The organism is Micromonospora sp. DH14 (genome assembly GCF_029809455.1).
Taxonomy (GTDB): Bacteria; Actinomycetota; Actinomycetes; order Mycobacteriales; family Micromonosporaceae; genus Micromonospora; species Micromonospora parva.
In genome coordinates, this window is sequence record NZ_JARVKT010000028.1 from 23,387 (window position 1) to 49,958 (window position 26,572).

The window sequence follows — 26,572 nt, forward strand, 5'->3', positions numbered from 1 at the left end:
CACCCCGCGCCGTCGATGCCCCGACCTGACGCCTCGCGTCAGCCGGCGGTCTCCGCGGGCACCCGCTCCTGACCGCCGTCGTTCTTCTTGGCGTCCGGCTTGGCAGCCGGAGCGGCCTGCGCCGGCATTCCCGGAACGATGCCGGCGAGCCCGGAGAGCATCTGACCCAGCTGAGAGGTGACAGCGTCCTTCTGCCGGGTGAGGTCCTCGACCTCGCGGCGGGCGGCCTGCGTGGTCAGCTCCGCCTCGGTGCGAGCCTCGGTGAGCAGACGCTGCGACTCGGCCTTCGCCTCGTTGAGGGTCTTCTCCGAGTGGGCCTTGGCCTTGTCGATCGTCTCGGCGGCGTTGCGCTCCGACTCGATCCGCCGCGCCTCGGCGCGCTGCTCGATCTCCTTGGCCCGCTCCTGCGCGGCCCGGGCCCGCTGCTCGGCCTCGCTGACCATCTTCTGGGTCTGCGCGACCTGGGCGGCGTGGCGCTCGGACTCCTCGCGCTCGGCCTTCTCCCGCCGCTCGGCCAGCTGAAGCTCCAGGGCCTGCAGGTCCTTGTCGCGCTTGTCCCGCGCGTCGGTGAGCAGCTTGGTCGCCTCGGCGCGCTTCTCCTCAGCTTCGCGGGCGGCCTTCGCCCGCTGCTGGGTGATCTCCCGCTCGGCGGTGGCCCGCAGGGTCGCGACCTCCCGCTCGACAGTCGACTTCAGCTCGGCCACCTCGTGCGCGGTGACGGTACGCAGCTGCTTGGTCTCACGGTCGGCGTCGGCGCGCAGCGTGTCAGCCTCGCGGCGGGCCTGCACCCGGACCTCGGCGGCCTCGCGCTCGGCGGCCGTGCGCAGGTTGCCCGCCTCGCGCTCGGCGCTCGCCTTCATGGCAGCGGCCTCGGCGCGGGCCTTGTCGGTGATCTCGCGGGCCTCGAGGCGGGCGGCGGAGAGGATGCCCTCCGACTCGCGCTTGGCCTCGTTGCGGTGGTCGTTGGCCTGCTCCTCGGCGAGCCGCAGGATCTGCTCGACGCGGGTGCCGAGCCCGGAGAGGGTGGGCCGGCTGTTCTCTTCGAGCTGCTTGTTCGTGTCGGTGAGCTTCTGCTCCAGCGCACTCATGCGCTGCTCGGCCTGGCGGAGCCGACGCTGGGCGTCGTTCATCCGCTGCTCGGCCTCGGCACGGGCCTGCTCGGACTGGGTCAGCGCGGCGGTCATCCGGCCGAGGAAGTCGTCGACCTGATGAGTGTTGTATCCGCGCAGGCCAACGGTGAAATCTGGCTGCGAGTTCGCGTTATCGAAGAACGCGAGAGGGGAGGACTGCTGCTGGGGCATTGGGACATACTGGCAGACGCCCCAGGGTGCTTCGCAAGAGCGGTGGGAAGCTTTCGTGCCCTCTTTACATGGTCAACTCCTGGTGTCGACGAGGTCGGACCAATCGGCGATCTTGGCAGGTCCCGGCCTGTCGGACGCCACGCAGCGTGACGCGGAAAAGGGCCCCGGGGTTACCCCGAGGCCCTTTGTTCGATCCGGGTGGGTTATCCGCTAATGAGGGCGGAAGAACAATGAGCGATCATCGCAATGGTCATCCCGCGTTCCCCCGTCCGGCCGGTCAGTGACCGCGGAACCGGTTGATCGCGTCCTCGTGCCGGGCCCGCAGCTCCCCGTCGCGTACGCCCAGCCCGTCGGCGGGCGCGAGGCAGCGCACGCCGACCTTGCCCTGGTGGGCGTTGCGGTGCACCTCGTACGCGGCCTGGCCGGTCTGCTCCAACGGGTAGGTGCGGGACACCGTCGGGTGCACCTTGCCGAGCGCCACCAGGCGGTTGGCCTGCCACGCCTCGTGGTAGTTGGCGAAGTGGCTGCCGACGATCCGCTTGAGGTGCATCCACAGGTAGCGGTTGTCGTACTGGTGCTGAAAGCCGCTCGTGGAGGCGCAGGTGACGATGGTCCCGCCGCGTCGGGCAACATAGACGCTGGCGCCGAACGTCTCCCGTCCCGGGTGCTCGAACACGATGTCCGGGTCCTCGCCGCCGGTCAGCTCGCGGATCCGCTCGCCGAAGCGCCGCCACTCGTCCGGGTCCTGGGTCTCCTCGTCCTTCCAGAAGCGGAAGCCCTCAGCGGCCCGGTCGATGACGAGGTCCGCGCCCATCCGGCGGCACAGCTCGGCCTTCTCCGGTGAGGACACCACGCAGACCGGGATCGCGCCGCCGTTGAGCGCCATCTGCGTGGCGTACCCGCCGAGGCCGCCGGAGGCGCCCCAGATCAGCACCACGTCGCCCTGCTTCATGTTGGCGCCGTGGTGCGAGACGAGCTGCCGGTACGCGGTGGAGTTGACCAACCCGGGGCTGGCGGCCTCCTCCCAGCTCAGGTGCCGGGGCTTGGGCATCAGCTGGTTGGCCTTGACGATGGCCAGCTCGGCGAGCCCGCCGAAGTTGGTCTCGAAGCCCCAGATCCGCTGCTGCGGGTCGAGCATGGTGTCGTCGTGGCCGGCCGCGTCCTCCAACTCGACGGAGAGGCAGTGCGCGACCACCTCGTCGCCGGGCGCCCAGCGGGTCACCCCGGGGCCGGTGCGCAGCACCACGCCGGCCGCGTCCGAGCCGACCACGTGGTACGGCAGGTCGTGCCGGCGGGTCAGCTCGGAGACCCGGCCGTAGCGCTCCAGAAACCTGAAGGTGGACACCGGCTCGAAGATGCTGGTCCACACCGTGTTGTAGTTGATCGCGCTGGCCATCACCGCGATCAGCGCCTCGCCCGGCGCCAGCTGCGGTGTCGGCACCTCCTGCACGTGCAGTGCCTTGCGCGGGTCCTTGTCCCGGGTGGCCATGCCGTCGAACATCCGGGCTTCCTCGGCGCGGACGACCACGCCCCGGTAGCTCTCCGGTACGGGCAGTCCGGCGACGCCGGCGAGTTCGCGGTCCGGATCGTTCGATTCCTCCGCCGCCATGATCGCTTCGAGGATGTCCTGCACGGTGACCTCCGGTTCGTCCGCACCCGCACGGGCCCGGGTGCTGCCATCGTCGGCGCCGGTGGGCACGACCGCCATGTCGGCATTCGACACATCCGGCACCGGTCGCGCTCCTGTGGGGCCGGACGTTACTGAACGGTAGCTAGGCCGGGAAGTCCTCTGTGAAAAACTGCATCCGCCGATGCGTGAAGGTGTCCAACCGCCCGGCAAACCGCGCACTGACGTGCGCGCCAACCCGATCTGCGCCACCCCACCCCCCACTCACCCGCACCCCGGCCCCGCGGAGGCAGCAACTTCGGGGATGTTGCTGCCTCCGACGCGATGGAGGCAGCAGCATCCCCGAAGTTGTGCGGATCTTGGTGCGGGGTGCGGGGTGCGGATCTTGGTGCGGGGTGCGGGGTGCGGGGTCAGTGCGGGGTGCGGGCGGGTTCCACCAGTTCCACGAGGACGCCGCCGGCGTCCTTCGGGTGGACGAAGTTGATCCGGCTGTCCGCCGTGCCACGCCTCGGGGCGTCGTAGAGGAGGCGCATGCCGCGCTCACGCAGCGCAGCGCAGGCCGCGTCGATGTCCACCACGGTGTACGCGACCTGCTGCACGCCCGGCCCGTTGCGGTCCAGGAACTTCGCGATGGTCGACTCCGGGGTGAGCGGGGCGAGCAACTGCACGCAGCCGCCCTCGGTGGTCGGCCCGACGGCCAGCATCGCTTCCCGGACGCCCTGCTCGGCGTTGGTCTCCACGTGTACGCAGCGCATCCCGAACGTCCGCTGGTAGAAGTCGATCGCGGCGTCCAGGTCCGCCACGGCGATCCCGACGTGGTCAATCTTGCGAAGCCCGATGTCTGTGACGTAGTCCGCACCGGGCTCGACGGGGGAGTTCTCTGCCATGGCGCTAGTCTGGCCGAACAATCGTTAAGGCGTACAGCTCGGCACCCCCCTCGGAGGCAGGCATGGCTTCGGTGATCGTCAGCGGCGCGCGGACCCCGATGGGCCGGCTGCTGGGCAACCTCAAGGACCTTCCCGCCACCAAGCTCGGCGGGATCGCCATCAAGGCGGCGCTGGAGCGGGCCGGCGTCAGCCCGGACCAGGTCCAGTACGTGATCATGGGGCAGGTGTTGCAGGCCGGCGCCGGTCAGATTCCGGCCCGGCAGGCGGCGGTCGAGGCCGGCGTACCGATGTCGGTGCCGGCGCTGACCATCAACAAGGTCTGCCTCTCCGGCCTGGACGCGATCGCCCTGGCCGACCAGCTGATCCGGGCCGGCGAGTTCGACATCGTGGTGGCCGGCGGCATGGAGTCGATGACCAACGCCCCGCACCTGCTGGTGGGCCAGCGCACCGGTTACAAGTACGGCGACGTGGTGGTCAAGGACCACATGGCGCACGACGGGCTCAGCGACGCCTGGGACTGCTGCTCGATGGGCGAGTCGACCGAGCGGCTCGGCGTCAAGCACGGCATCTCCCGCGCGGAGCAGGACGCCTTCGCCGCCGCCAGCCACCAGCGGGCCGCCGCCGCGCAGAAGAACGGCCACTTCGCCGACGAGATCGCCCCGGTGGTCATCCCGCAGCGCAAGGGTGACCCGCTGGTGATCAGCGAGGACGAGGGCATCCGCCCGGACACCACCGTCGAGTCGCTGGCCAAGCTGCGTCCCGCCTTCGCGAAGGACGGCACCATCACCGCGGGCAGCTCGTCGCCGATCTCCGACGGCGCCGCCGCGGTGCTCGTCATGAGCAAGGCCAAGGCGAAGGAGCTGGGGCTGACCTGGCTGGCCGAGATCGGCGCGCACGGCAACGTGGCGGGCCCGGACAACTCCCTGCACTCGCAGCCGTCCAACGCGATCAACCACGCCCTGAAGAAGGGCGGCCTGAGCGTCGCGGACCTGGACCTCATCGAGATCAACGAGGCGTTCGCCCAGGTCGGCATCCAGTCCACCCGGGACCTCGGGGTCAGCCCGGACAAGGTCAACGTCAACGGCGGCGCGATCGCGCTCGGCCACCCGATCGGCATGTCCGGCGCGCGTCTCGTCCTCACCCTCGCCCTGGAGCTGAAGCGGCGCGGCGGTGGCACCGGCGCGGCGGCGCTCTGCGGCGGCGGTGGGCAGGGCGACGCGCTGATCATCCACGTGCCGGGCCAGTGAGCGCGAGGAGTGAGCCGGTTTTGCGAGCCCCGCAGTCGCGAACGAAGGTGGTGCGGTGAGCGAGGCCGAGCCCGTCCCGGCGGCGGGCAGCACGTCGGTGCGCCGTAGTCGGGACGTACCGCTGCTTGTCGAGCGGGCCCGCGCGGGTGACCCCCGCGCGGTGGCCCGCCTGATCACCCTGGTGGAGAACGGCGACGAGCTGCTGCCGGCGATCGCCGCGGCGCTGGCGCCGTATGCCGGGCAGGCCCAGGTGGTCGGACTGACCGGCTCACCCGGGGTGGGCAAGTCGACCACCACGAACGAGCTGGTCCGGGCGCTGCGGGCGCAGGGGCACCGGGTCGGTGTGCTGGCGGTCGACCCGTCCAGCCCGTTCACGGGTGGGGCGATCCTCGGTGACCGGGTGCGGATGCAGGACCACGCCACCGATCCGGGCGTCTACATCCGGTCGATGTCCAGCCGCGGGCACCTCGGCGGGCTGGCCGCGGCGACGCCGCAGGCGGTCCGGGTGCTGGAGGGCGCCGGCTGCGACGTGGTGCTGGTGGAGACCGTCGGCGTCGGGCAGGCCGAGGTGGAGGTCGCCTCGCTGGCCGACACGACGCTGGTGCTGCTCGCACCGGGGATGGGTGACGCGATCCAGGCGGTCAAGGCCGGCATCCTGGAGATCGCCGACGTGTTCGTGGTCAACAAGGCGGACCGGGACGGCGTCGACGCCACCGTCCGGGACATCCAGGGCATGATCGCTCTCGGTGAGCGCGGCCCGGGGCAGTGGCGGCCGCAGGTGGTCCGGTCGGTCGCCGCGCGCGGCGAGGGCATCGACGACATCGCCGCCGCCATCGACAAGCACCGGGGCTGGCTGGTCGAGCACGGCGAGCTGCGCCGCCGCCAGGAGGCGCGGGCCGCCGCCGAGATCGAGGCGATCGCGCTCGGCACCCTCCGCGCCCGGATCGGGTCCCTTCGCGACGGTACGCAGTTGTCCACTCTCGCCGCCCGGGTGGCCGAGGGCGCGACCGACCCGTACACGGCGGCGGACGAGTTGCTCGCCCAGCTCGCCCGCTGACCGGCAGGCGTGCCGGCACCGAGCGCCCGGACGCGAAGATCGCTTCGGTTTTAGTAGGCTCGCGGCGCGTGGCCGGCGGTCGGCCGTCGCGCGGCGGGCTGACGGGACGGTCGGTCCACATCGCACCGGGACCAGGGGAGATGTGATCATGACGGACGCGGTGGAGAACGCCGGTGCGGTGTCGCCCGCGACGGGCGCGGCCCGGGGTGCCACGTCGGTTTCCGACGAGGTCGTGGAGAAGATCGCCGGGGCGGCCGCTCGTACCGTGCCCGGTGTCGCCGATCTCGGTGGTGACGTGTCCCGGTTCTTCAACAGCGTGCTGGACAAGGTCGGCCTGGACCAGGTGGGCGACGCTCGGCGGGGCGTGTCGGCCGACGTGAAGGGCGGCTCCGTCGTCATCAACGTGGTCCTGGTGATCGACGCCGGGCACGTCGTGACCGACGTGACCGAGGCCGTGCGGGCCGCGGTGATCGAGGCGGTGGAGAAGTACGGTCTGACGGTCACCCAGGTCAACGTCACGGTCGACGACATCGAGCTGAACCAGCCGGGGACGGCCGCGGGAGCCTGAGGCGTAGGTGCCCGACGGTCGGACGGCTGCCGGATGACCCGTTGGCTTGTCCACGCGGGACGATCCGGCACCGCGTCGTGCGAGTAGGCTCGCACCGCCCCACCTTCAGTGCGGGCCGGACGTGCCCCGACGCGGCGGTGCAAGGAGCAGGGAGCGACTGTGGACCTGGAGGCAACGCGGGAGCTGACCCGGGCTTCGATGCCGGCTGGTGGGACGACGCAGGTCGCCGACGAGGTGATCGAGAAGATCGCCGTCGCGGCGGCCCGTGAGGTGCCCGGCGTGGTCGAGCTGGGCGGGGACGTCGCCCGGTTCTTCAACGCGGTTTTCGACCGAGTCGGGCTGGAGCAGTTGGGCGATGCCCGACGGGGTTGCTCGGCCCACGTCACCGGGGACGCCGCAGTGGTCAATCTGGTGTTGGTGATTGAGGCCGGTCGACGGGTGGCAGAGGTCAGTGGTCAGGTGCGCGCTCAGGTGACCCAGGCGGTCGCGGCCTTCGGGCTGCGGGTCGATGAGGTCAACATCCGGGTCGACGACCTGGCGACCAGCGAAACCCACACCACGCCCCCGGCGTGAGCGGTCCTGGCCCAGCTTGCCCGTCGATCATGCAGTCGTGGTGGCCATTTTGGCCTCGGCTGCGGCATTTATGCACCACCACAACTCCATGATCGACGCGGTGCTCGCCGTTACCGGCCGGTAGGGCGTGACTTAGCGATCGTTCAGGTGAGGGCTCTACACTCGATGTGCAGTCGAGGACCCGAGGAGGAGCCCTGCTCATGGACGCCGACGAGATCGACGCCGGCCGGGCGCGCTGGCAGGCCCGGTACGACGCCGCGCGCAAGCGGGACGCGGACTTCACCACGCTCTCCGGGATGCCGGTGGAGCCCGTCTACGGTCCGCCCGAGGGCAGCGCGTACCCGGGCTTCGAACGGATCGGCTGGCCGGGCGAGTACCCGTACACCCGGGGTCTGTATCCGACCGGTTACCGCGGGCGGACCTGGACGATCCGGCAGTTCGCCGGCTTCGGCAACGCCCAGCAGACCAACGAGCGGTACAAGATGATCCTCGGCGCCGGTGGCGGCGGCCTGTCGGTCGCGTTCGACATGCCGACGCTGATGGGCCGCGACTCGGACGACCCGCAGGCGCTCGGCGAGGTTGGCCACTGCGGCGTGGCCATCGACACCGCCACCGACATGCAGACGCTCTTCGACGGCATCGACCTGTCCGGCGTCACCACCTCGATGACCATCTCCGGCCCGGCCGTGCCGGTGTTCTGCATGTACCTGGTCGCCGCCGAGCGGCAGGGCGCCGACCTGTCCAAGCTGGACGGCACCCTGCAGACGGACATCTTCAAGGAGTACATCGCGCAGAAGGAGTGGCTCTTCGACCCGGAGCCGCACCTGCGCCTGATCGGCGACCTGATGGAGTACTGCGCCCGGGAGATCCCGCGCTACAAGCCGCTGTCGGTCTCCGGCTACCACATCCGCGAGGCCGGCTCGACCGCCGCGCAGGAGTTGGCGTACACCCTGGCGGACGGCTTCGGCTACGTCGAGCTGGGTCTGTCGCGAGGGCTGGACGTGAACGTCTTCGCCCCGGGGCTGAGCTTCTTCTTCGACTCGCACCTCGACTTCTTCGAGGAGATCGCCAAGTTCCGGGCCGCCCGCCGGATCTGGGCCCGCTGGCTGCGCGACGTGTACGGCGCGACCAGCGAGAAGGCCCTGTGGCTGCGCTTCCACACGCAGACCGCCGGGGTGTCGCTGACCGCCCAGCAGCCGGTCAACAACGTGGTACGCACCGCCGTCGAGGCGCTCGCGGCGGTGCTCGGCGGCACGAACTCGCTGCACACCAACGCGTTGGACGAGACCCTGGCACTGCCCACCGACGAGTCCGCCGAGATCGCCCTGCGTACCCAGCAGGTGCTGATGGAGGAGACCGGTGTGGTCAACGTTGCCGACCCGCTCGGCGGCTCCTGGTACGTCGAGGCGCTGACCGACAAGATCGAGGCCGAGGCGGAGGAGATCTTCGCCCGGATCCGGCAGCTCGGCGGGGACGGGCCACATCAGATCGGTCCGATGACCTCGGGCATCCTGCGCGGCATCGAGGACGGCTGGTTCACCGGGCACATCGCCGAGTCGGCCTTCGTCTACCAGCAGGCCCTCGAAAAGGGCGACAAGAAGATCGTCGGGGTCAACTGCCACACCGGCACCGTCGCCAAGGAGCTGGAGATCCTGCGAATCTCGCACGAGGTGGAGCTGGAGCAGCGTCGGGTGCTCGCCGAGCGCAAGACCGCGCGGGACGAGGATGCGGTGCGCGCGGCGGTCACCCGGATGATCGAGGCGAGCCGCACCGACGAGAACATGATCCCCGCCATGCTCGACGCGGTCCGCGCCGAGGCGACGTTGGGCGAGATCTGCGACGCCCTCCGCGCCGAATGGGGCACCTACCGAGAGCCAGCCCGCTTCTGACCCCACCCACCCTCACCCCACCCGCGTCGATCTTGCAGATTTGGTGCCGCCATAGGGCGTAAATGCGGCGTATCGGCGACAGAATATGCAAGATCGCGGGGGGTGGGGGCGGGGCGTGAGAGTTGCAACGTCGGGGTTGCGGGTGAGCTGAGATCGGGGGCTCACGTGCGAGACTAGGTAACCATGAGCGACCCACGGATCACCTCGTCGATCTTCACCCGCGGCGCGGTCGACCTCAGCACGCTGCGTGGCCCCGCACCAGCAGGTACCCGCCCCGGCACGCCCCCGCAGGGCGGCCCGTCCAACGGCACACCCGGTGCGCCCGCCGCTGGCGGTGACACCGCCATCGTGGACGTCACCGAGGCGACCATCCAGTCCGACGTGCTCGAACGCTCGATGGCCACGCCCGTCGTCGTGTTCTTCGGCGCGGCCGGCTTCCCGGAGAGCGACGAGTTCGCCCCGGTCCTGGAGCGGCTGAACGCCGAGGGTGGCGGCGCCTGGGTGCTGGCCCGGGTCGACGTGCAGGAAAATCCCCGAATCGCCCAGATGTTCCGGGTGCAGGGCATTCCCATGGTCTACGCGGTCGTCGGTGGTCAGCCGGTCGACGCCTTCTCCGGAGTGGTGCCCGAGCCGCAGTTGCGGCAGTGGATCCAGGCCGTGCTCAAGGCTGGCGGCGTGACCGTCGCCGAGCCGGAGGACCCGCGCCTCGACGAGGCCGACGACGCGTTGATGAGCGGCGATCTGGACGCCGCCGAGCAGGCGTACCGCAAGATCCTCGCCGACGCCCCGGCGGACGCCGCCGCCACCGCGGGGCTGGCCCAGGTCGGGGTGGCCCGTCGGGTGGCCGGCGCCGACCCGTCCGCCGCGCTGGCCGCCGCCGAGAGCGCCCCCGACGATGTCGCCGCCCAGCTGCTGGCCGCCGACATCGAGGTGCTCAGCGGCCTGGCCGAGCAGGCGTACGCGCGGCTCGTCGCCCTGGTCCGGCGCACCGCCGGCGAGGATCGTGAGACGGCCCGCCAGCACCTGGTCTCGCTCTTCTCGATCGCCGGCCCGGACGATCCGGCGGTCGCCTCGGCGCGTCGGGCCCTCGCCAGCGCCCTGTTCTGAGTTCGTAGCACGCCAGCGCGGGCCGGCGTTCCGGCCGGCCCGCCCGACCACCGAGGACGGGAGCTCATGATGCGCCGGATCGCCGTCCTCGACGCGCCGACAAATCTCGGTCTACGGCCGCCGACGCCCACGTCGGTCCCGGGTTGCGCCAAGGCGCCCGGGGCGCTGCGCGACCACGACCTGCTGGCCCGGCTCCGGGCCCGCGACGCCGGCTGCGTCACCCCCGCCCGGTACGACCCGGGCGACTGGCGGCCCGGCGACGGGGTGTGTCACGCCCGCGAGATCGCCGACTACTCGCTGGCCCTCGCCGAACGCATCGGCTCGATCATCGACCGGGGCGAGTTCCCGGTGGTGCTGGGCGGCGACTGCTCCGTGCTGCTCGGCTCGGCCCTGGCCATGCACCGCCTGGGTGAGGCCGTCGGTGGGCGGATCGGGCTGGTCTTCGTCGACGGGCACTCCGACTTCCGGCACCCCGGCAACGCTTCCTACGTCGGTGCCGCCGCCGGTGAGGACCTGGCCCTGGTCACCGGGCGGGGGCAGGCGGACCTGGCCGCGCTGGAGGGTCGTCGGCCCTACTTCCGCGACATCGACGTGGTGGTGCTCGGTATCCGCGCCCAGGACGAGTACCGGCTCGACCTCCAGGCCGCCGGGATCACCACCCGACCGGTGCCGGCGCTGCGAGCCGAAGGCGCCGCCCGGACGGCCCAGTGGGCGCACGAGCAGCTCGCCGACTGCGCAGGCTACTGGGTGCACATCGACGTGGACGTGCTCGACCCGGCGGTGATGCCCGCCGTGGACGCCCCCGACCCGGGTGGGATCGCCTTCGCCGAACTGGAGATCCTGCTCGCCGGCCTGGTCGACACCCCGCACTGCCTCGGCGTGGAGCTGACCGTCTTCGACCCCGACTACGACCCGGACGGCTCGTACGCGGCCGAGATCGTCAACACCGTCGTCGCCGGTCTGGCACCGGTGACAGCGCCGGAAGCTGTGCCGCCCCGACTGCTGTCGGCCCGGCCGACGCCCTCGCCCCGGCGCGGCAACGGCCGCGCCGCGACCGCCACCGAGCGTGCCGAACGGCTCGACGGGCTCGCTGGAGGGCTTGCCGGGCTTGAGCGGGTTGCCGGGCGTGATCGTGCCGAGTCGTTCGACGGGCCGCCAGGTGTTCTCGGGGGCGCGGCGCCACCGGTCGGCGTTGAGGTGGCTGATGGCGGCGCTTCCGGCGATGACGGTGGCGGTGGCGGCCCGCCCGGCGGTGACCGTGCGGGTGGCGGGCCCTCCGGCCCCGGGTCCTCCGGTGTCCGGTCTCCTGGCGACGGATCTACCGGTGTCGGGTCTGCTGACGGCGGCATCCCCGGCGGGCCTTCGGTGAGTGCGGTGCCTGATGACGTCGCGGCTGAGGCGCAGTCGCCCGGCACGCTCGGGCCGGCCCACTCCGAGCCGTCGGGCATTGCCGCCCGGATCGCACCTCTGGTCGAGCGCGAACCGGTCGGCCCGCCCGCGTCGGCCGGCCCGGGTCTGCTCCGACGTCCCTCCCCGCCGGCCGATAATCCGGCTGATAGGCACAAAGCCGACACCGCCTGACCCGATCCTCGGTGACCGAGGTGTGATCCACTCGGTATCAAAGAAACTGCGGTGTCCGGGTGGCGTGGACACCGCAGTTTCACGAAAACCGAGTGGATCACGCCCCGCGCGGAACGCAGGGCCGGCGCCGGGGCGCGGGGTGGCGGGTCAGCTGGCCGGCAGGGCGCGGAGGAAGCGCTCGGCGATCGGGACGGCCGATGCGGTGCTGGCCCCGCCCTTCTCCACGAAGACGGCGAACGCCACGTCACCCCGCCAGCCGACGAACCAGGCGTGGGTGTGGGCCGGGTTGTCGTCGTACTCGGCGGTGCCGGTCTTGCCGTACACCTCGCCCGGCACATCCTTGAGCGCGCTGCCGGTGCCGGTGGTGACCACCTCGCGCATCATCGTGCGCAGCGCCGCGACGGACTCTGGCTTGAGCTGCTCACCCGCCGGAGCCGGCTTGGCCGGCGCCGGGTCGATCAGCAGCTTCGGCTGCTCGAAGCGGCCGCGGGCGACGGCGGCGGTGGCGCCGGCCATGGCCAGCGGGCTGACCAGCGTGGTGCCCTGCCCGAACGACGCCGCGGCCTGCTCGGCCGGGCTGCCGCCCGTGGAGACCTTACCGGTGAAGGCGTCCGTGCCGAGGTCCCACTGATCCTCCAGGCCCAGCGTGCGGCCGGCGGCGGCCAGCCCGTCGCCGCCGAGCTTCGGCGCCAGCGCGGCGAAGGCCGTGTTGCAGGACTTGGCGAAGTCGGTGCGGAACGGCACCGAGCCCAGCTCGAAGTTGTCGGAGTTCTTGAAGGACCGACCGTCCACGGTGAAGGTCTTCGGGCAGGCCACCGGCCCGTCCAGGGTGACCGCGCCCCGGTCCAGCAGGCCCAGCGTGCTGACCATCTTGAACGTGGAACCCGGCGGCACCTGGGCGTTGAAGGCCAGGTTCTCCCCGGCCGGGCCGGGGCCGTTCGCCGCGGCGAGCACGGCACCGTCGCTGACCCGGAGCGCCACCATTGCGGACCGGCGTGCTTCGCCGCGCAGCGCCCCGTCGGCCGCGTTCTGGACGGCGACGTCCAACGTGGTCTTCAGCGCCTGCCCGGGCTGCGGCTCCCGGCGGAACAGTTCGGTGCCGGTGGGTTCGAGTTTGCCGCCCTCAGCCGGACGCTCGACCACCACTGTCAGCCCGGGGCCGCCGCGCAGTCGCTCGTCGTAGCGGCCCTGCAGCCCGCCGTGCCCCACCAGGTCGCCGACGACGTACCGGTCGGGGTGCGCGGCGATGTCGTCGGCCTGCGCCGGGTCGACGGTGCCGAGCAGCGCACGGGCGAACTCGCGGGTGGGCGCCAGGTCGATCTTGTCGGAGATGAACTTGGTGCCGGGCAGGTCGTAGATCCGGGGCTTGATCTGCCGGTACGCCTCCTCGCGGAGCGACACCACCTCGACGAAGGCACCCGGCTCCGCCTCGGCCACCCGTTTGGGCAGGTCGGCCAGGTCGACGCCGGGGACCAGCGCCGGACGGATGGCCTTGAAGGCCGCGTCGAGGTCCTTGACGAGCTTCTTGATGTCGGCGACCCCGTTGGGCTGCACACCCACCCGGACCACCGGGCGCGGGGTCACGAGCGGCTGCCCGGCGTTGTCCAGCACGGCGGCGCGGGCACCGGTGTCGCGGCGCAGCGCCAACCGGTCACCCTTGGCGAGCTGCTCGTGCACCACGGTCGGCTCCCAGATCACCTGCCACTGGTCGTCGCCGCCGTGGGCGAGCCGCACCTCCCGGTCGTACGCCCAGCGGGTCTGGCCGGGCAGGGTCCACTCCACCTGCACGGTCGTGGTGGCGATGTCCTTCGTGATCTTCGGCTCGCCGCGTCGCGTCAGGGTGGGCGGGGTGGCCGCCAGCTCGCCGGAGAGGTCCTTGATCTCGCGAGCCACGTCGGCCGACGGCAGCTTCGAGCCCAGCGGGTCGATCATGCCGACCGACTGGAGGTCGCCCTTGCGCCAGCCCGCGAGGAAGGCGTCAACGGTGCGCTGCGGCCCGTCGTCACCCGAGCAACCGACCAGGACGCCCGCCGCGAGCAGCGCCGTGCTGACCGCGGCGGCCAGGCGGCGAGCGGGGTTCGGCCGGTGGGGCCGGGGGTACGACAAGGTCATGAAGCTGGTCCTTCCGATCTCGGACTGCCCTCGCACGGTAGTACGTGAACGACGTCCCCAACGTCCCCCAGGTGTTCGACCGCGCTCAAAGATGGGTCGCACCCGTGTGATGAACATCGCGTGGCGGGGTATCCCGCAGCCGGCCAACCTCGGACCCGCAACGGGTGAAAGGACGAAGTCCCGATCCGGACGTCTGGCCAGTGGTCCGCCGACGAAGGCGCAGAACGGCAGGGCCTAGGCTGGGCGGCAGAGTGACCCACAACGCGGTGGGTCGAGGGGAGTGGCACCGATGGACCGGCGTCCGGCGATCAAACCGGAACCCGACCTCCGGCAGGATGACTCCGGCCGGGACGATGACAGCTTCGATTCGGCGACCGACGGGGACGGCTACGGCCGGCTCGACACGGGCGTCACCGGGCTGACCGGGTCGAGCATCGACACCATCTACGATCTGGGCCTGCCGACCGAGGCGTTGGCCGACGACGTGGAGGACGCGGAGCTCGACGAACCCGTTCCCAACGCGGAGCGCCTGGTGGCCCAGGCCGTCGCGCTCGCGGGGGACGATCACGACGCGGCGACACTTGTCGGCCGTTTCTGGCGGTTCGCCCCGGACGAGGAGCTGGTCGGCTTCACGGCGGAGGAAATGCTCGACGCGGCCCGGGCGCACCGGGACCTCGCCCAGCAGCGGGTGCCCGGCGAGTTGAAGCTACGGATCCACGAACCGCACGCGGACCAGCACCACACGGTCGTCGAGATCGTCACGGACGACATGCCGTTCCTGGTCGACTCGGTGACGGCGCTGCTCAACTCGTACCATCTCGACGTGCACCTGCTGGTGCACCCGCTGGTGGTGGTACGGCGCGAGCCGCTCGGTCGGCTCACCGAGGTCTCCGCCGATGTGGAGCCGGACGACGCGATCGCCGGCGACATCATCGAGAGCTGGATGCGGATCGAGATCGACCCGGTCCGGGACGCGGCCGAGCGGGACCGGTTGCGCCGTGAGTTGCAGCGGGTGCTCACCGACGTGCGGGAGGCGGTGGAGGACTGGCCGAAGATGCGTCAGCGGGCCCTCGCGCTCGCCGACGAGCTGGCCTCGGCCCGTACCTCCGACAACCGCCCACCGGTGCCGGAGAAGGACATCACCGACTCGGTGGAGCTGCTGCGGTGGCTCGCCCACGACCACTTCACCTTCCTCGGCTACCGCGAGTACCGGCTGGTGGACGCCGACGGCGGCGATGCCGACAGCAAGGCGTTGGAGGCGGTGCTCGGCACCGGTCTGGGCATCCTGCGCTCCGATTCGCCGGAGGCGCGGTCGCTGTCCTCGATGACGCCCGAGGCGCACGAGAAGGTGCTGGAGAAGCGTCTGCTCATCATCACCAAGGCCAACTCCCGCGCCACCGTGCACCGCTCGGCGTACCTGGACTACATCGGTTTCAAGATCTTCAACTCCGCCGGCGACGTGATCGGTGAGCGGCGTTTCCTGGGCCTGTTCTCCACCGCCGCCTACCGGACCAGCGTCCGTGAGCTGCCGGTGGTGCGCCGCAAGGTGGCCGAGGTGCTGGACCGCTCCGGCCTGAGCCAGCGCAGCCACTCGGGCAAGGATCTGATCCAGATCCTGGAGACGTACCCACGCGACGAGCTGTTCCAGATCAAGACCGACGATCTGTACCACGCGGTGATCGGCGTGCTGCGGATGGCCGGTCGCCGGCAGCTGCGGGTGTTCCTGCGTCGCGACGCGTACGGGCGGTTCATCTCCTGCCTGATCTACCTGCCCCGCGACCGGTTCACCACCCAGAACCGGCTGCGCATGCAGGACATCCTGCTGCGCGAGCTGAACGGTGTCGGGGTGGACTACACCACCCGGGTCACCGAGTCGATGCTGGCCCGGGTGCACTTCATCGTCCGTACCGACCCGACCCGGCCGCCCGGCGACATCGACGCCGACCTGCTGGCCGAGGAGTTGGCCGACGCCACCCGACTGTGGGACGACGACTACCGGTTGGTGCTGGAGCGCAAGCTCGGCGACGAACAGGCCAAGCACCTGTTCACCCGGTACGCCGACGCGTTCCCGGAGGGCTACAAGGACGGGCACACGCCGTACGAGGCGATGAAGGACCTGGCGAAGCTGGAGCTGCTGGAGGAGCCCGGTCAGCTGGAGATGCACCTGTTCCGCAAGCAGTTGGCGCCCCGACCGGGCACCCGGGTGCCGGGTGCGGACCTGGCCGAGGCGATGGACGTCCGGTTCAAGGTCTACCGGTACGGCGAGCCGATGATGCTCTCCGCCGTGCTCCCGGTGCTGCACTCGCTCGGTGTGCGGGTGGTCGACGAGCACCCGTACGAGGTGGACCGGATCGACGGTCGGGTCTACCTGTACGACTTCGGGCTCATGCTGCCCGAGGGGCATCAGGAACTGGCCGAGGTGCGCCCGCACGTGGAGAACGCCTTCGCGGCGGCCTGGCGCGGTGAGGCCGAGGTGGACCGGTTCAACGAGCTGGTGCTGCGCGGCGGGCTGACCTGGCGGCAGGTGGTGGTGCTACGGGCGTACGCGAAGTACCTGCGGCAGGCCGGCACGGTCTTCTCGCAGGACTACATGGAGCAGACCTTCATCGCGTACCCGAAGCTCGCCGCGTTGCTGGTGGAGCTCTTCGAGACCCGGTTCGCGCCGGGGGAGCAGACCACCGAGCAGCGCCGGCAGCGCAGCGGTGAGCTGGTGGAGACGATCCGGGGCGCGCTGGACGACGTGGCGAGCCTCGACCAGGATCGGATCCTGCGCTCGTACCTGACGCTGATCGAGGCGACCCTGCGGACCAGCTTCTACCAGAAGCGCGCCGACGGGCGGCCGAAGGCGTACGTGGCGTTCAAGCTCGACCCGCAGGCCATTCCGGACCTGCCCGCGCCGCGACCGAAGTTCGAGATCTTCGTCTACTCGCCCCGGTTCGAGGGTGTGCACCTGCGGTTCGGGCCGGTGGCCCGGGGCGGGTTGCGCTGGTCCGACCGTCGGGAGGACTTCCGGACCGAGGTGCTGGGCCTGGTCAAGGCGCAGATGGTGAAGAACACGGTGATCGTGCCGGTGGGTGCCAAGGGCGGCTTCGTGTTGAAGCAGAAGCCGGGTGACCGGGACGAGGCGGTCGCCTGCTACCAGGAGTTCGTCGGCGCGATGCTGGACGTCACCGACAACATCGTCAGCGGGCAGATCGTGCCGCCCGAGGACGTGGTCCGGCACGACGAGGACGACCCGTACCTGGTGGTGGCGGCCGACAAGGGCACCGCCACGTTCTCGGACATCGCCAACGAGATCTCCAAGAACCACAACTTCTGGATGGGCGACGCGTTCGCGTCCGGCGGCTCCGCCGGCTACGACCACAAGAAGATGGGCATCACCGCCCGGGGCGCCTGGGAGTCGGTCAAGCGGCACTTCCGGGAGCTGGGCCTGGACACTCAGACCCAGGGCTTCACCGTGGTCGGCGTCGGCGACATGTCCGGTGACGTGTTCGGTAACGGGATGCTGCTCTCCGAGCACATCCGGCTGGTGGCCGCCTTCGACCACCGGCACATCTTCCTCGACCCGGCCCCGGACGCCGCCACCTCGTACGCGGAGCGTCGGCGGCTGTTCGACCTGCCCCGGTCGTCCTGGGAGGACTACAACACCGAGCTGATCTCGGAGGGGGGTGGCATCTTCCCGCGTACCGCGAAGTCCATCCCGATCACGCCGCAGGTCCGGGCGGTGATCGGCCTGGACGACGACGTCACGCAGATGTCGCCGCAGGACCTGATGAAGGCGATCCTCACCGCCCCGGTGGACCTGTTCTGGAACGGCGGCATCGGCACCTACGTCAAGGCCTCCAGCCAGACCAACGCCGAGGTGGGCGACAAGTCCAACGACGCGATCCGGGTGGACGGGCGCAACCTGCGCTGCCGGGTGGCGGGCGAGGGCGGCAACCTGGGCTGGACCCAGCTCGGCCGGATCGAGTACGCGTTGACCGGTGGCCGGATCTACACGGACTTCATCGACAACGCGGCCGGGGTGGACACCTCCGACCACGAGGTGAACATCAAGATCCTGCTCAACACGGCGGTGGCCGACGGCGAGTTGACCACTGCCGAGCGGGACGAACTGCTGGCCGGGATGACCGACGAGGTCGCCGAGCTGGTGCTGCGGGACAACTACGACCAGGCGCGGGCGATCAACAACGCCCAGGCCCAGGCCTCCTCGCTGCTCCCGGTGCACCGTCGGATGATCAACGAGTTGGAGCGGTCGGGCGGGTTGGACCGGGCCCTGGAGGCGCTGCCGCCGGACGAGGAACTGGCGGTCCGCAGCGAGTCCGGGCTGACCGCGCCGGAGTTCGCGGTGCTGCTCGCGTACGTGAAGATCGTCCTGGAGCGGGAGATCCTCACCGAGGGTCTGGCCGATGAGGAGTGGACGACCGACGTCCTGGTCAACTACTTCCCGACGCCGATGCGCGAACGGTTCGCCGACCGGATGGGCCGGCACCGGCTGCGCCGGGACATCGTCACCACAGTGCTGGTCAACGAGGCGATCAACCGGGGTGGCATCTCGTTCATCTTCCGGGTGGTCGAGGAGACGGCGGCCAGCGCGGCGGACGTGATCCGGGCGTACGTGGTGGTCAGCGAGGTGTTCGGCCTGCGCGACCTGTGGGACGCGGTCGAGGCGCTGGACAACAAGGTGGCGCCGGAGCTGCAGACCAGCGTCTACCTGGACACCCGCCGGCTGCTCGACCGGGCGGTGCGGTGGCTGGTCTCCAACCGGCGCTCGCCGATCGACGTGCCGGCCGAGATCGCCCGACTGCGGGACGGGGTCACCCGGCTGCTGCCCGGGCTGGAGGAGCTGTTCTACGGCAACGAGCGCCAGGGCATCGCCGCCCACATGGACTCGATGACCGAGCGTGGGCTGCCCCGCGAGCTGGCGGAGCGGGCGACCCGGCTGATGTACAGCTTCGGCCTGATGGACGTGGTGGAGACCGCGAACGCCAGCGGGCGGGACGTCAGCGAGGTGGCCTCGGTCTACTTCGTGCTGTCCGACCTGTTCCGGGTGGACTCGCTGCTGTCGAAGATCTCCCTGCTGCCGCGGGAGGACCGTTGGCAGACGCTGGCCCGGATGGCGCTGCGGTACGACCTGTACGCCGCGTTGGCCGCGCTCACCGCCGAGGTGCTCGACTCCACCCCGGGTGACCTGCCGCCGCACGAGCGGGTGCAGCAGTGGGAGCAGTCGAACGCCACGTCCATCCACCGGGCTCGACGGGCGATGGGGGAGTTCGACGAGTCGCGGGCGGACCTCGCCGCGCTGTCGGTGCTGCTGCGTCAGATCCGCACCCTGGTGCGGACCTCCGCAGCCGCCTGAGTCAGGTACGCCGGACGCGGTCCGGCCGGTCGGGAACCCCCGACCGGCCGGACCGCGTTTCGTTTCGTCGTGGGTCACGCCGCCAGGGTGGCGAAGACGACGATGTTGTCGGGGTAGCTCTTCGCGGCCTGGTCGAACTGGCCGCCGCAGGTGACCACCCGCAGGCCGGGCCGGTCGCTCGGTCCGTACACCAGCTCGGTGGGGAAGGCCGTCTTCGGGTACGACGTCACCGAGTCGACGGTGAAGGTGGCCGGCACGCCGTCGGCGCGGCGCACGGTGATGGTGTCGCCGGGGGTGAGAGCGCCGAGGTCGAAGAAGACGGCCGGGCCGAGCACCGCCGAGTCCACGTGCCCGACGATGACAGCGTTACCCGTCTCGCCCGGGCTCGCGCCCGGCTCGTACCACCCGGCCTGGTCGGCCTTGTCCAACGGCGGGACCTGGACGGTGCCGTCCGGGTTGGTGCCCAACGACATGATAGTCGCGTCGACACCGATCCGGGGGATCTCGATGCTGGTCGGCGCCGACCGGGCCAGCCCTGCCGGCACGTCCCCGATCGGCTGCCCGTCGACCGGCGGGGCGTCGTCGGCGGTGCTCGCCGGCCCGGTGGTCTGCGGGGCGGCCTGGGCCAACGGCTGCGGCGGTCGGGGGGCGGGTGTGTCCTTCAGACTGGCGCCGATCATGCCGGCGCCGATCATGGCCATGGTGACGACGACGGCCGTGCCGGCGGCACGCCACGGTTTCCCGCGACGGCCGCCGGCCGGTGTCGTCGTCACGTCAGACGAGCGAACCATCGGTCCGCCGACGACGCATCAGCACGATCCCGCCCAGCGCGGCAGCGCCGAGCAGGCCCGCCCCGCCAGTGGCCAGACCCCGGTCGGTGCCGGTGCTGACGCCGCCGTCACCGCCGTCGACCCCGCCGTGCGGCAGCACGACCAGCTCGCCCTCGCCGCAGGAGCCCTTGAGCTCGTAGCGACCCGGCTTGGCGTCCTTGTCGACAGTGGCTTCGCCGTAGTAGACGAACTCGCGCTCCTTCTTCCAGTCACGCTCGTCCGAGCCGCGCTCGTCCTTGCCGTAACCGCCGCGCTCGTCCGAGCCGTACTCGGAGCCGTGCTCGTCCTTGGACTCCCAGTCCTTGTCCGAGCCGTATTCCGAGCCGTATTCCGAGCCGTGCTCGTCCTTGGACTCCCAGCCCTTGTCGGAGCCGTACTCGGAGCCGTGCTCGTCCTTGGACTCCCAGCCCTTGTCGGAGCCGTACTCGGAGCCGTGCTCGTCCTTGGACTCCCAGCCCTTGTCGGAGCCGTATTCCGAGCCGTGCTCGTCCTTGGACTCCCAGTCCTTCTTGTCACGGCTGTCTTCGGCGTCCTGGCCGTGCTCCTCGCCCTTCCAGTCCTTGCCGTTCTCGTCGCCGTAGGCGTCGGCGGCAGCGCCGGCACCCTGGCCGCCCTTGTCGTCCTTGCCCTTGTCGTCCTTGCCGTTCTCGTCCTTGCCCTTGTCGTCCTTGCCCTTGTCGTCCTTGCCGTTCTCGTCCTTGCCCTTGTCGTCCTTGCCCTTGTCGTCCTTGCCCTCGTGGTCCTTGCCGTTCTCGTCCTTGCCGTGCTCGTCCTTGCCCTTGTCGTGGTCGGAGGAGTTCTCCTCCTCGCGCCAGTCGCGGTCCTCACCCCGGTCCTCGCGCGCCGGCTTGAGCTTGACCTTGCCGGTGACCTTGGACCACACGTACGCGTGCTCCTGCCGATCCGGGCAGATCTCGAGGAGCTTGACCTCGTCGCCGGCCTTCACGACGTGCGGCTTGGCGTAGACCTTGCCGTCGTCGTGGCCGTCGGCGAACGCGATCCCCGGTGCGAACACCAGGAGCGACGCGCCGCCGAGCGCGGCACCCGCAACGACCTTCCCGAGCATCTTCTTAGCCATGACCTGCGTCACTCCATCCCTGTTGTCCTGAGCCCGGCGACAACCGAGCTAAGACCGACGTTAGACGGTTTCATGACTTATGAAGTGAAAGATTCGCGTTTTGACCTTTGTTCCGGTAAGAGGTGAAGGGGTGGTACGCGGCTTTCGCGGCATCGAGTGTGGGCTCAGGTGGCCCGTGACCCTGTAGGTGCACCCGCGGCGTTCGGAACTCGTCATGCCCGACCCATCCCGGCCATCCCGTACCGGCGGCTACGGCTGATCCGTGCCGGCCGGGCGTGCTCGGGGGTATCGTCCGAAACGGCTCCGGCGACGCATCGAGCCATTGCCATGGAAGCGCTCCCATGCAAGAATCGGCGAACGCGGTTCAGAGAGCCACACCGTGCAGGCAGGCAGTCGAGGGCACCCGTTCATCGGGCGACATGCCGCCGCCGATCGACCGGCCGCATCGGTCGGGCACCACCACCATCGCCCGTCCGGGTCGGGCGCCCCCGAAGAATCCCGTTGGCGCCGACGGTCGTCCGTGCAGGACGCCCATCGAGCCGTCCCGCCGGGCCGTACCTGGGCCCGGTCTCGCCCAAGGAGATCAGTGGCATGAATGTGTGGAGAAGGCTAACCGGCCCACGCCGGGCCCTCGCGCTCGCCGGCGCGGGTGCCCTGGTCGCCGGTGGGCTCGTAACGATTCCGGTCACCGCGGCGCAGGCCGCGACGCAGTGCGATATCGCGTACACGAGCAACGACTGGCCCGGCGGTTTCACCGCGAACGTCACCATCAAGAACGTCGGCGACCCGCTGAACGGCTGGACGCTGGGCTGGACCTTCGCCAACTCCAGCCAGCGGGTGCAGCAGGGCTGGTCGGCCACGTTCACCCAGTCCGGCAGCCAGGTCACCGCCCGGAGCCTGTCCTACAACGGCACCCTGGCCACCGGCGCGTCGACGAGCATCGGCTTCAACGGCGCGTGGAGCGGCAGCAACCCGAAGCCGACCTCGTTCACCCTGAACGGTGTGGTCTGCAACGGTGGCACCACCCCGCCGACCAACCCGCCGACTGACCCGCCGACCAACCCGCCGACTGACCCGCCCACCAACCCGCCGCCCGGCACCAAGGTCGACAACCCGTACGTCGGGGTGCGCGGTTACGTGAACCCGGAGTGGAAGGCCAAGGCGGACGCCGAGCCCGGCGGAAGCCGGGTCTCCAACAACCCCACCGCCGTCTGGCTGGACCGGATCGCCGCGATCAACGGCACGCCGGACAGCAGCTCCAACGGTGCCTTCGGGGTGAAGGACCACCTGGACGAGGCGCTGCGCCAGGGCGCCGGTTACATCCAGTTCGTGATCTACAACCTGCCCGGCCGGGACTGCTCGGCGCTCGCCTCCAACGGTGAGCTGGGCCCGGACGAGCTGCCCAAGTACAAGGCCCAGTACATCGACCCGATCGCCGCGATCCAGGGCGACTCGAAGTACAGCAGCCTGCGGATCATCAACATCATCGAGATCGACTCGCTGCCGAACCTGGTGACCAACACCTCCGGCCAGCCTGGCGGCACGGTCATGTGTGACACGGTCAAGGCCAACGGCGCCTACGTCAACGGTGTCGGCTACGCCCTCGCCAAGCTGGGCTCGATCGGCAACGTCTACAACTACATCGACGCCGGTCACCACGGCTGGCTCGGCTGGGACTCCAACTTCGGCCCGAGCGCCGAGATCCTGAAGACCGCCGCGGTCGCCTCCGGCAGCACGGTCAACAACGTGCACGGGTTCATCACGAACACCGCGAACTACTCGGCGCTCCAGGAGCCGTACTTCAAGGTCACCGACAACGTGAACGGCCAGACGGTGCGGCAGTCCAAGTGGGTCGACTGGAACTTCTACGTCGACGAGCTGTCGTTCGCCCAGGCATTCCGGACCAAGCTGGTCTCGTTGGGCTTCAACTCGAACATCGGCATGCTGATCGACACCTCCCGCAACGGATGGGGTGGCTCCGCGCGGCCCACCGGACCGGGTGCCATGACGAGCGTCGACACCTACGTCAACGGTGGCCGGGTCGACCGACGCCTGCACCTCGGCAACTGGTGCAACCAGGCCGGTGCCGGTCTTGGTGAGCGGCCGCGGGCCAACCCGGCGACGGGGATCGACGCCTACGTCTGGGTGAAGCCGCCGGGTGAGTCGGACGGCTCCAGCAAGGAGATCCCGAACAACGAGGGCAAGGGCTTCGACCGGATGTGCGACCCGACGTACGGCGGCAACGCCCGCAACGGCAACAACCCGTCCGGGGCGCTGGCCAACGCGCCGATCTCCGGTGCGTGGTTCTCCGCCCAGTTCCAGGAGCTCATGCGCAACGCGTACCCGGCTCTCTGATCGGGTAGCTCACGCACCAACCCGCTGCCAGTGGTTGGTGAGGCACTGTTGGCAGCAGGTTCCCCCCGGGTCCCCGGCCCGACCGTCACAGGTCGGGTCGGGGACCCCCCTCTGCCCCGGTCAGGGCACCGTGCGTTCGATCGCCGCCCGACCCTGCTCAGCCAGGTCACGGCGGGCCCTGTCCAGGTTCTCCGGCGTCAGGTCCTGGCCGCGGGCCATCACCAGGTCCTCCGGCTCCCACTGCTGTTCGCCACCGGTGCGGATATTGTCCCCGCCAGCGCCGGTACCCGTCCCGGTCGCCCCGGTGCCGGCAGCGTACGGATCGCCGAGCAGATCGTCGGTGTCCGGTGCCAGATCGTCTGGTCGACTGCGGGGCTCGGCGAAGCTCGGCGTGTCCCGGTCGGGGCCACCTCCGGTCCGCAGCTGCGGCACGGTGGCGTCATCATCCACCGCCGAGGCCACCTCGGGGCTGTCCTCCAACGGCGGTTGGCGATCGCGATCGGTCATCGTGCTGCCTCCTGTGTCGGACACGGTGCCTGATTTCCTCACGTACCCCTTCGTGTCGCGCTCATGCCGGGCGGCCCGGCGGTCAGGCGCCGGGCTGGTGCTCGGTGGGGGTCGGCGGGTCAGGCCCCGGGCTGGTGCTCGTTGGGGGTCGGCGGATCCGCCGGGCGCAGCCACTGCCAGAGCAGCATGAGCAGGCCGAAGACGAGCATCGCCAGCCCGGCCCAGAGGTTGATCCGGACGCCCTCGGCCTTGTCGATCTCGGCCCGGCTGTCGAAGATGCCGATCAGCGTCACGATGATCCCGTACGCGACGAAGAGACCACCGATCACCCGGCGGATGTCGAACAGCCGGGCCGCGGCGGAACGCCGCTGCTCCTCCTGCGTCTCGTCGATCAGCGGGTCATGTGCCGGCTGGCCGTCGTTGCTCATCTGCCGACCCCTTTCCTCAGAAGACCGGGATGTAGAAGAGGGCGGCCAGCGCGACCGCGATCAGACCGAGCAGCACCGGGGAGCGGTACCAGACGGCGTCCCCGGCGAGCACGTCGCCCTTCAGGTCGACGCCGCCCATGCCGTACACCAGCCCCCGCAGCTCCTCGTCGCGCTTGGGCGAGGTGAGCGGGGTGATGATCGCCGCGACCACCACCGCGGTGACGAATGCCAGGCCGGCGCCCCAGAAGCTCTCCTCCAGGTCGGAGTTGAAATCGACCACACCGCCCTTGTAGAGCAGGTAGAGGCTCAGCGACACCAGGGTGCCCAGTAGCAGCGACCAGAAGCCGGCCAGGGCGGTCATCCGCTTCCAGAACATGCCGATGATGAAGGTGGCGAACAGCGGCGCGTTGAAGACCGAGAAGAGCGCCTGGATGTAGTTCATGATGTTGCTGAACCCGGCCGCGATGAACGCGGTGCCGATGCCGATCACCACCGCGCCGACGGTCGCCCACCGGCCGACCCGCAGGTAGTACTCGTCCGACCGGTCACGGCGGATGTACGCCTGCCAGATGTCGTAGGTGAAGACGGTGTTGAAGCCGCTCACGTTGGTTCGCCGAGACGAAGGCGAGACCGGTCACCCAGGCCGGCAGGGAGCGGCCGGAGAGGAAGAAGTCGACGCTGGTCCGGATGGCCCGGCGGGCGGCGAAGCCGACCCCGAGGACGGTGACGAAGTACAGCGCCAGAATCAGGTAGTCCAGGCCGTTCATGTTGAGCCGGAGACCGTCGCCGTCCATCCCGCCACCCCTCGTCCCGACGTCCGCGCTGTTTGCCGCGCGCCCTATTACCCCGCCTGGGCGGTTTCACGCCTGGAGGTGGGAACCGTCCTGTTCGACCCCGCTCGGGCGGTCTGGGGGCGCGGGGCGCCGATCAGCGCGCGCAAGAGGGCGCCCCGGCCGTCAGGGCCGGGGCGCCGCCTGTTGGTGGGGTGGGTCAGCGACCGAGGACGCGGTCCAGGAAGTCCCGGTAGTTGCGGACGGCCATGCGCAGTTGCTCGGTGTCGGCCGAGCCGGCGTCCTGCCACCCGCCCAGCGTGGTCTTCTGCGCCGCCAGCGCCGAGGAGAGGGCCTGGATGGCCTCCTCCACCAGCGACTGCGCCTCGCCGGCAGCCGCCTTCGGGTCGTCGACGAAACGCAGCTGCACGTCCCGCCAACGGTCCCGGAAGCTCTGCGCGGTGTCCGGTTCGAGGAGCGTGGCCGGCCCGGCCGCGACAGTCGACCCGGCGGGTCGGGATGTTCCGGCGGCCGCCAGCGTGGGGCTGGTGTCGTCGGCGGGGACCGGTTCGCCGTCCGCGTCGGGGTCGACCATCTCCGGTGTGGCGCTGCCGTAGCCGGCCGCGCCCGCCGCGGCGGCCTCCCGGTCGCCGGTCAGATCGCCGCGTCGCTCGGGGTCGCCGTTCGTGCTCCCCGGCGGGACGACGGTCCGCGCGGACGTGTCCGCGTCAGCCCGGTCGTCGAGGTCGCTGCGGTCGTCGACGTCAGTGCTGTCGACGTCGACGTCCGAGTCGCGGCGGTGCAGCTCGGCGGTCGGGTCGGCGCGCAGACCCTCCCGCTCGCCATCCTCGGCGCCGTCGCCCGGCTGGGCGGTCCGCTCGGCCCGGGGGTCCGGCTGGTCCTGCGGGCGCGGGCTGGCCAGTGCGGAGGCGGCCACCGCGTCGGCGACAGTGGTGGCGCCGAACGTGGTCGGCAGCGGCCCCGGCTCGTGGAAACCGCCCTCGTCGGTGGACCGGTCGTCGCGTCGGTGGCGGCGGTCGGAGTCGTCGGTCAGCTCGTCGTCGGCCGGGTCGTACGCGCCGTCCCGGTCGGTGTCGTCGGCCCGGTCGGTGTCGTTGGTCCGGTCGTGGGCGGTGCGCTGGTCCTCGAAGGTGCCCCGGTCGTCGAGGGCGTCCTCAGGGACGTCGGAGCGGCCGGCCCGGTCGCCGGCCGGGGGTACCGGCACGGGCGCGGACCGCACGGCCTCCGGGTGGTCGTTGCTCACCTGCTGCTCTTCCTGGCGCATCGGTGGCCTCC

The 26,572-nt window shown here is 70.8% G+C and carries 20 protein-coding genes; 9 read left to right on the plus strand and 11 right to left on the minus strand.

Features of this window, described 5'->3' with window-relative positions:
* Window positions 1-38: 38 nt before the first annotated feature.
* The 3 genes from QCZ28_RS26975 to mce all read right to left on the minus strand — a co-directional run bounded on the left by QCZ28_RS26975 (window position 39) and on the right by mce (window position 3,815).
* Complete coding sequence (locus tag QCZ28_RS26975) at window positions 39-1,301, minus strand: DivIVA domain-containing protein (protein WP_279519261.1); 1,263 nt, start codon at window positions 1,299-1,301, stop codon at window positions 39-41.
* A 277-nt stretch (window positions 1,302-1,578) separates the two neighbouring features.
* Window positions 1,579-2,934: a crotonyl-CoA carboxylase/reductase gene (gene ccrA / locus QCZ28_RS26980; protein WP_030333233.1), complete on the minus strand. Its 1,356-nt coding sequence runs from the start codon at window positions 2,932-2,934 to the stop codon at window positions 1,579-1,581.
* Window positions 2,935-3,338: 404 nt separating this feature from the next.
* Complete coding sequence (gene mce / locus QCZ28_RS26985) at window positions 3,339-3,815, minus strand: methylmalonyl-CoA epimerase (RefSeq protein WP_279519262.1); 477 nt, start codon at window positions 3,813-3,815, stop codon at window positions 3,339-3,341.
* A gap of 62 nt (window positions 3,816-3,877) precedes the next feature.
* Here mce and QCZ28_RS26990 point away from each other — a divergent pair, with 62 nt between their 5' ends.
* From QCZ28_RS26990 to QCZ28_RS27020, 7 genes are all read left to right on the plus strand, one after another.
* Window positions 3,878-5,062 (plus strand): acetyl-CoA C-acetyltransferase, encoded by a 1,185-nt coding sequence (locus QCZ28_RS26990; protein WP_279519263.1) that lies wholly within the window; start codon window positions 3,878-3,880, stop codon window positions 5,060-5,062.
* A gap of 55 nt (window positions 5,063-5,117) precedes the next feature.
* The gene (gene meaB, locus QCZ28_RS26995; RefSeq protein ID WP_279519264.1) at window positions 5,118-6,119 is read left to right on the plus strand and encodes a methylmalonyl Co-A mutase-associated GTPase MeaB; all 1,002 of its coding nucleotides are present in this window, start codon (window positions 5,118-5,120) and stop codon (window positions 6,117-6,119) included.
* A 148-nt stretch (window positions 6,120-6,267) separates the two neighbouring features.
* Window positions 6,268-6,687 (plus strand): Asp23/Gls24 family envelope stress response protein, encoded by a 420-nt coding sequence (locus tag QCZ28_RS27000; protein WP_279519265.1) that lies wholly within the window; start codon window positions 6,268-6,270, stop codon window positions 6,685-6,687.
* 159 nt (window positions 6,688-6,846) lie between these two features.
* The gene (locus tag QCZ28_RS27005) at window positions 6,847-7,260 is read left to right on the plus strand and encodes an Asp23/Gls24 family envelope stress response protein (protein ID WP_279519266.1); all 414 of its coding nucleotides are present in this window, start codon (window positions 6,847-6,849) and stop codon (window positions 7,258-7,260) included.
* Window positions 7,261-7,460: 200 nt separating this feature from the next.
* Window positions 7,461-9,149, plus strand: coding sequence for a methylmalonyl-CoA mutase family protein (locus tag QCZ28_RS27010; protein WP_279519267.1), 1,689 nt, complete (start codon window positions 7,461-7,463; stop codon window positions 9,147-9,149).
* A 183-nt stretch (window positions 9,150-9,332) separates the two neighbouring features.
* Complete coding sequence (locus tag QCZ28_RS27015; RefSeq protein WP_279519268.1) at window positions 9,333-10,256, plus strand: tetratricopeptide repeat protein; 924 nt, start codon at window positions 9,333-9,335, stop codon at window positions 10,254-10,256.
* Between the two features lie 66 nt (window positions 10,257-10,322).
* A complete protein-coding gene (locus QCZ28_RS27020; protein ID WP_279519269.1) occupies window positions 10,323-11,837 on the plus strand; it encodes an arginase family protein in 1,515 nt (504 codons plus the stop codon).
* Window positions 11,838-11,984: 147 nt separating this feature from the next.
* Here QCZ28_RS27020 and QCZ28_RS27025 read toward each other — a convergent pair whose 3' ends face one another.
* On the minus strand, window positions 11,985-13,949 hold the full coding sequence (locus QCZ28_RS27025; RefSeq protein WP_279519270.1) for a penicillin-binding transpeptidase domain-containing protein: 1,965 nt from the start codon (window positions 13,947-13,949) through the stop codon (window positions 11,985-11,987).
* 289 nt (window positions 13,950-14,238) lie between these two features.
* Between QCZ28_RS27025 and QCZ28_RS27030 the strand changes: the two genes are divergently transcribed.
* Window positions 14,239-19,308 carry an NAD-glutamate dehydrogenase gene (locus QCZ28_RS27030; RefSeq protein WP_279519271.1) on the plus strand — a complete coding sequence of 1,690 codons (5,070 nt, stop codon included), beginning with the start codon at window positions 14,239-14,241 and terminating at the stop codon, window positions 19,306-19,308.
* 74 nt (window positions 19,309-19,382) lie between these two features.
* Here the strand turns inward: QCZ28_RS27030 and QCZ28_RS27035 are convergent, their stop codons facing one another.
* Together QCZ28_RS27035 and QCZ28_RS27040 are read right to left on the minus strand one after the other, a co-directional pair.
* Window positions 19,383-20,081 (minus strand): class F sortase, encoded by a 699-nt coding sequence (locus QCZ28_RS27035; RefSeq protein WP_279519272.1) that lies wholly within the window; start codon window positions 20,079-20,081, stop codon window positions 19,383-19,385.
* A 1-nt stretch (window position 20,082) separates the two neighbouring features.
* Window positions 20,083-21,216, minus strand: a complete 1,134-nt coding sequence (locus tag QCZ28_RS27040; protein WP_279519273.1) for a hypothetical protein — start codon at window positions 21,214-21,216, stop codon at window positions 20,083-20,085.
* 591 nt (window positions 21,217-21,807) lie between these two features.
* Here QCZ28_RS27040 and QCZ28_RS27045 point away from each other — a divergent pair.
* Window positions 21,808-23,571, plus strand: coding sequence for a glycoside hydrolase family 6 protein (locus QCZ28_RS27045; protein ID WP_279519274.1), 1,764 nt, complete (start codon window positions 21,808-21,810; stop codon window positions 23,569-23,571).
* 120 nt (window positions 23,572-23,691) lie between these two features.
* Here the strand turns inward: QCZ28_RS27045 and QCZ28_RS27050 are convergent, their stop codons facing one another.
* The 5 genes from QCZ28_RS27050 to QCZ28_RS27070 all read right to left on the minus strand — a co-directional run bounded on the left by QCZ28_RS27050 (window position 23,692) and on the right by QCZ28_RS27070 (window position 26,561).
* On the minus strand, window positions 23,692-24,078 hold the full coding sequence (locus tag QCZ28_RS27050; protein WP_279519275.1) for a hypothetical protein: 387 nt from the start codon (window positions 24,076-24,078) through the stop codon (window positions 23,692-23,694).
* 119 nt (window positions 24,079-24,197) lie between these two features.
* Window positions 24,198-24,506: a hypothetical protein gene (locus QCZ28_RS27055; protein WP_279519276.1), complete on the minus strand. Its 309-nt coding sequence runs from the start codon at window positions 24,504-24,506 to the stop codon at window positions 24,198-24,200.
* Between the two features lie 16 nt (window positions 24,507-24,522).
* Entirely contained in the window at window positions 24,523-25,110 is a 588-nt protein-coding gene (locus QCZ28_RS27060) for a hypothetical protein (RefSeq protein WP_279519277.1), read from the minus strand.
* The gene (locus QCZ28_RS27065) at window positions 25,052-25,300 is read right to left on the minus strand and encodes a hypothetical protein (protein ID WP_279519278.1); all 249 of its coding nucleotides are present in this window, start codon (window positions 25,298-25,300) and stop codon (window positions 25,052-25,054) included. Before QCZ28_RS27065 ends, QCZ28_RS27060 begins: the two co-directional genes overlap by 59 nt.
* Window positions 25,301-25,496: 196 nt before the next feature.
* Window positions 25,497-26,561: a hypothetical protein gene (locus QCZ28_RS27070; RefSeq protein ID WP_279519279.1), complete on the minus strand. Its 1,065-nt coding sequence runs from the start codon at window positions 26,559-26,561 to the stop codon at window positions 25,497-25,499.
* Window positions 26,562-26,572: the final 11 nt, after the last annotated feature.

What these genes read in the sequence shown, in the direction of transcription:
- QCZ28_RS27020 (WP_279519269.1), top strand. Translation starts at nt 10,323, where the DNA reads ATGATGCGCCGGATCGCCGTCCTCGACGCGCCGACAAATCTCGGTCTA.
- QCZ28_RS26975 (WP_279519261.1), bottom strand. Translation starts at nt 1,301, where the DNA reads ATGCCCCAGCAGCAGTCCTCCCCTCTCGCGTTCTTCGATAACGCGAAC.
- QCZ28_RS27015 (WP_279519268.1), top strand. Translation starts at nt 9,333, where the DNA reads ATGAGCGACCCACGGATCACCTCGTCGATCTTCACCCGCGGCGCGGTC.
- QCZ28_RS27045 (WP_279519274.1), top strand. Translation starts at nt 21,808, where the DNA reads ATGAATGTGTGGAGAAGGCTAACCGGCCCACGCCGGGCCCTCGCGCTC.
- QCZ28_RS27040 (WP_279519273.1), bottom strand. Translation starts at nt 21,216, where the DNA reads ATGGCTAAGAAGATGCTCGGGAAGGTCGTTGCGGGTGCCGCGCTCGGC.
- QCZ28_RS27050 (WP_279519275.1), bottom strand. Translation starts at nt 24,078, where the DNA reads ATGACCGATCGCGATCGCCAACCGCCGTTGGAGGACAGCCCCGAGGTG.
- QCZ28_RS27055 (WP_279519276.1), bottom strand. Translation starts at nt 24,506, where the DNA reads ATGAGCAACGACGGCCAGCCGGCACATGACCCGCTGATCGACGAGACG.
- QCZ28_RS27030 (WP_279519271.1), top strand. Translation starts at nt 14,239, where the DNA reads ATGGACCGGCGTCCGGCGATCAAACCGGAACCCGACCTCCGGCAGGAT.
- mce (WP_279519262.1), bottom strand. Translation starts at nt 3,815, where the DNA reads ATGGCAGAGAACTCCCCCGTCGAGCCCGGTGCGGACTACGTCACAGAC.
- QCZ28_RS27000 (WP_279519265.1), top strand. Translation starts at nt 6,268, where the DNA reads ATGACGGACGCGGTGGAGAACGCCGGTGCGGTGTCGCCCGCGACGGGC.
- QCZ28_RS27065 (WP_279519278.1), bottom strand. Translation starts at nt 25,300, where the DNA reads ATGGACGGCGACGGTCTCCGGCTCAACATGAACGGCCTGGACTACCTG.
- QCZ28_RS26990 (WP_279519263.1), top strand. Translation starts at nt 3,878, where the DNA reads ATGGCTTCGGTGATCGTCAGCGGCGCGCGGACCCCGATGGGCCGGCTG.
- QCZ28_RS27010 (WP_279519267.1), top strand. Translation starts at nt 7,461, where the DNA reads ATGGACGCCGACGAGATCGACGCCGGCCGGGCGCGCTGGCAGGCCCGG.
- QCZ28_RS27070 (WP_279519279.1), bottom strand. Translation starts at nt 26,561, where the DNA reads ATGCGCCAGGAAGAGCAGCAGGTGAGCAACGACCACCCGGAGGCCGTG.
- QCZ28_RS27025 (WP_279519270.1), bottom strand. Translation starts at nt 13,949, where the DNA reads ATGACCTTGTCGTACCCCCGGCCCCACCGGCCGAACCCCGCTCGCCGC.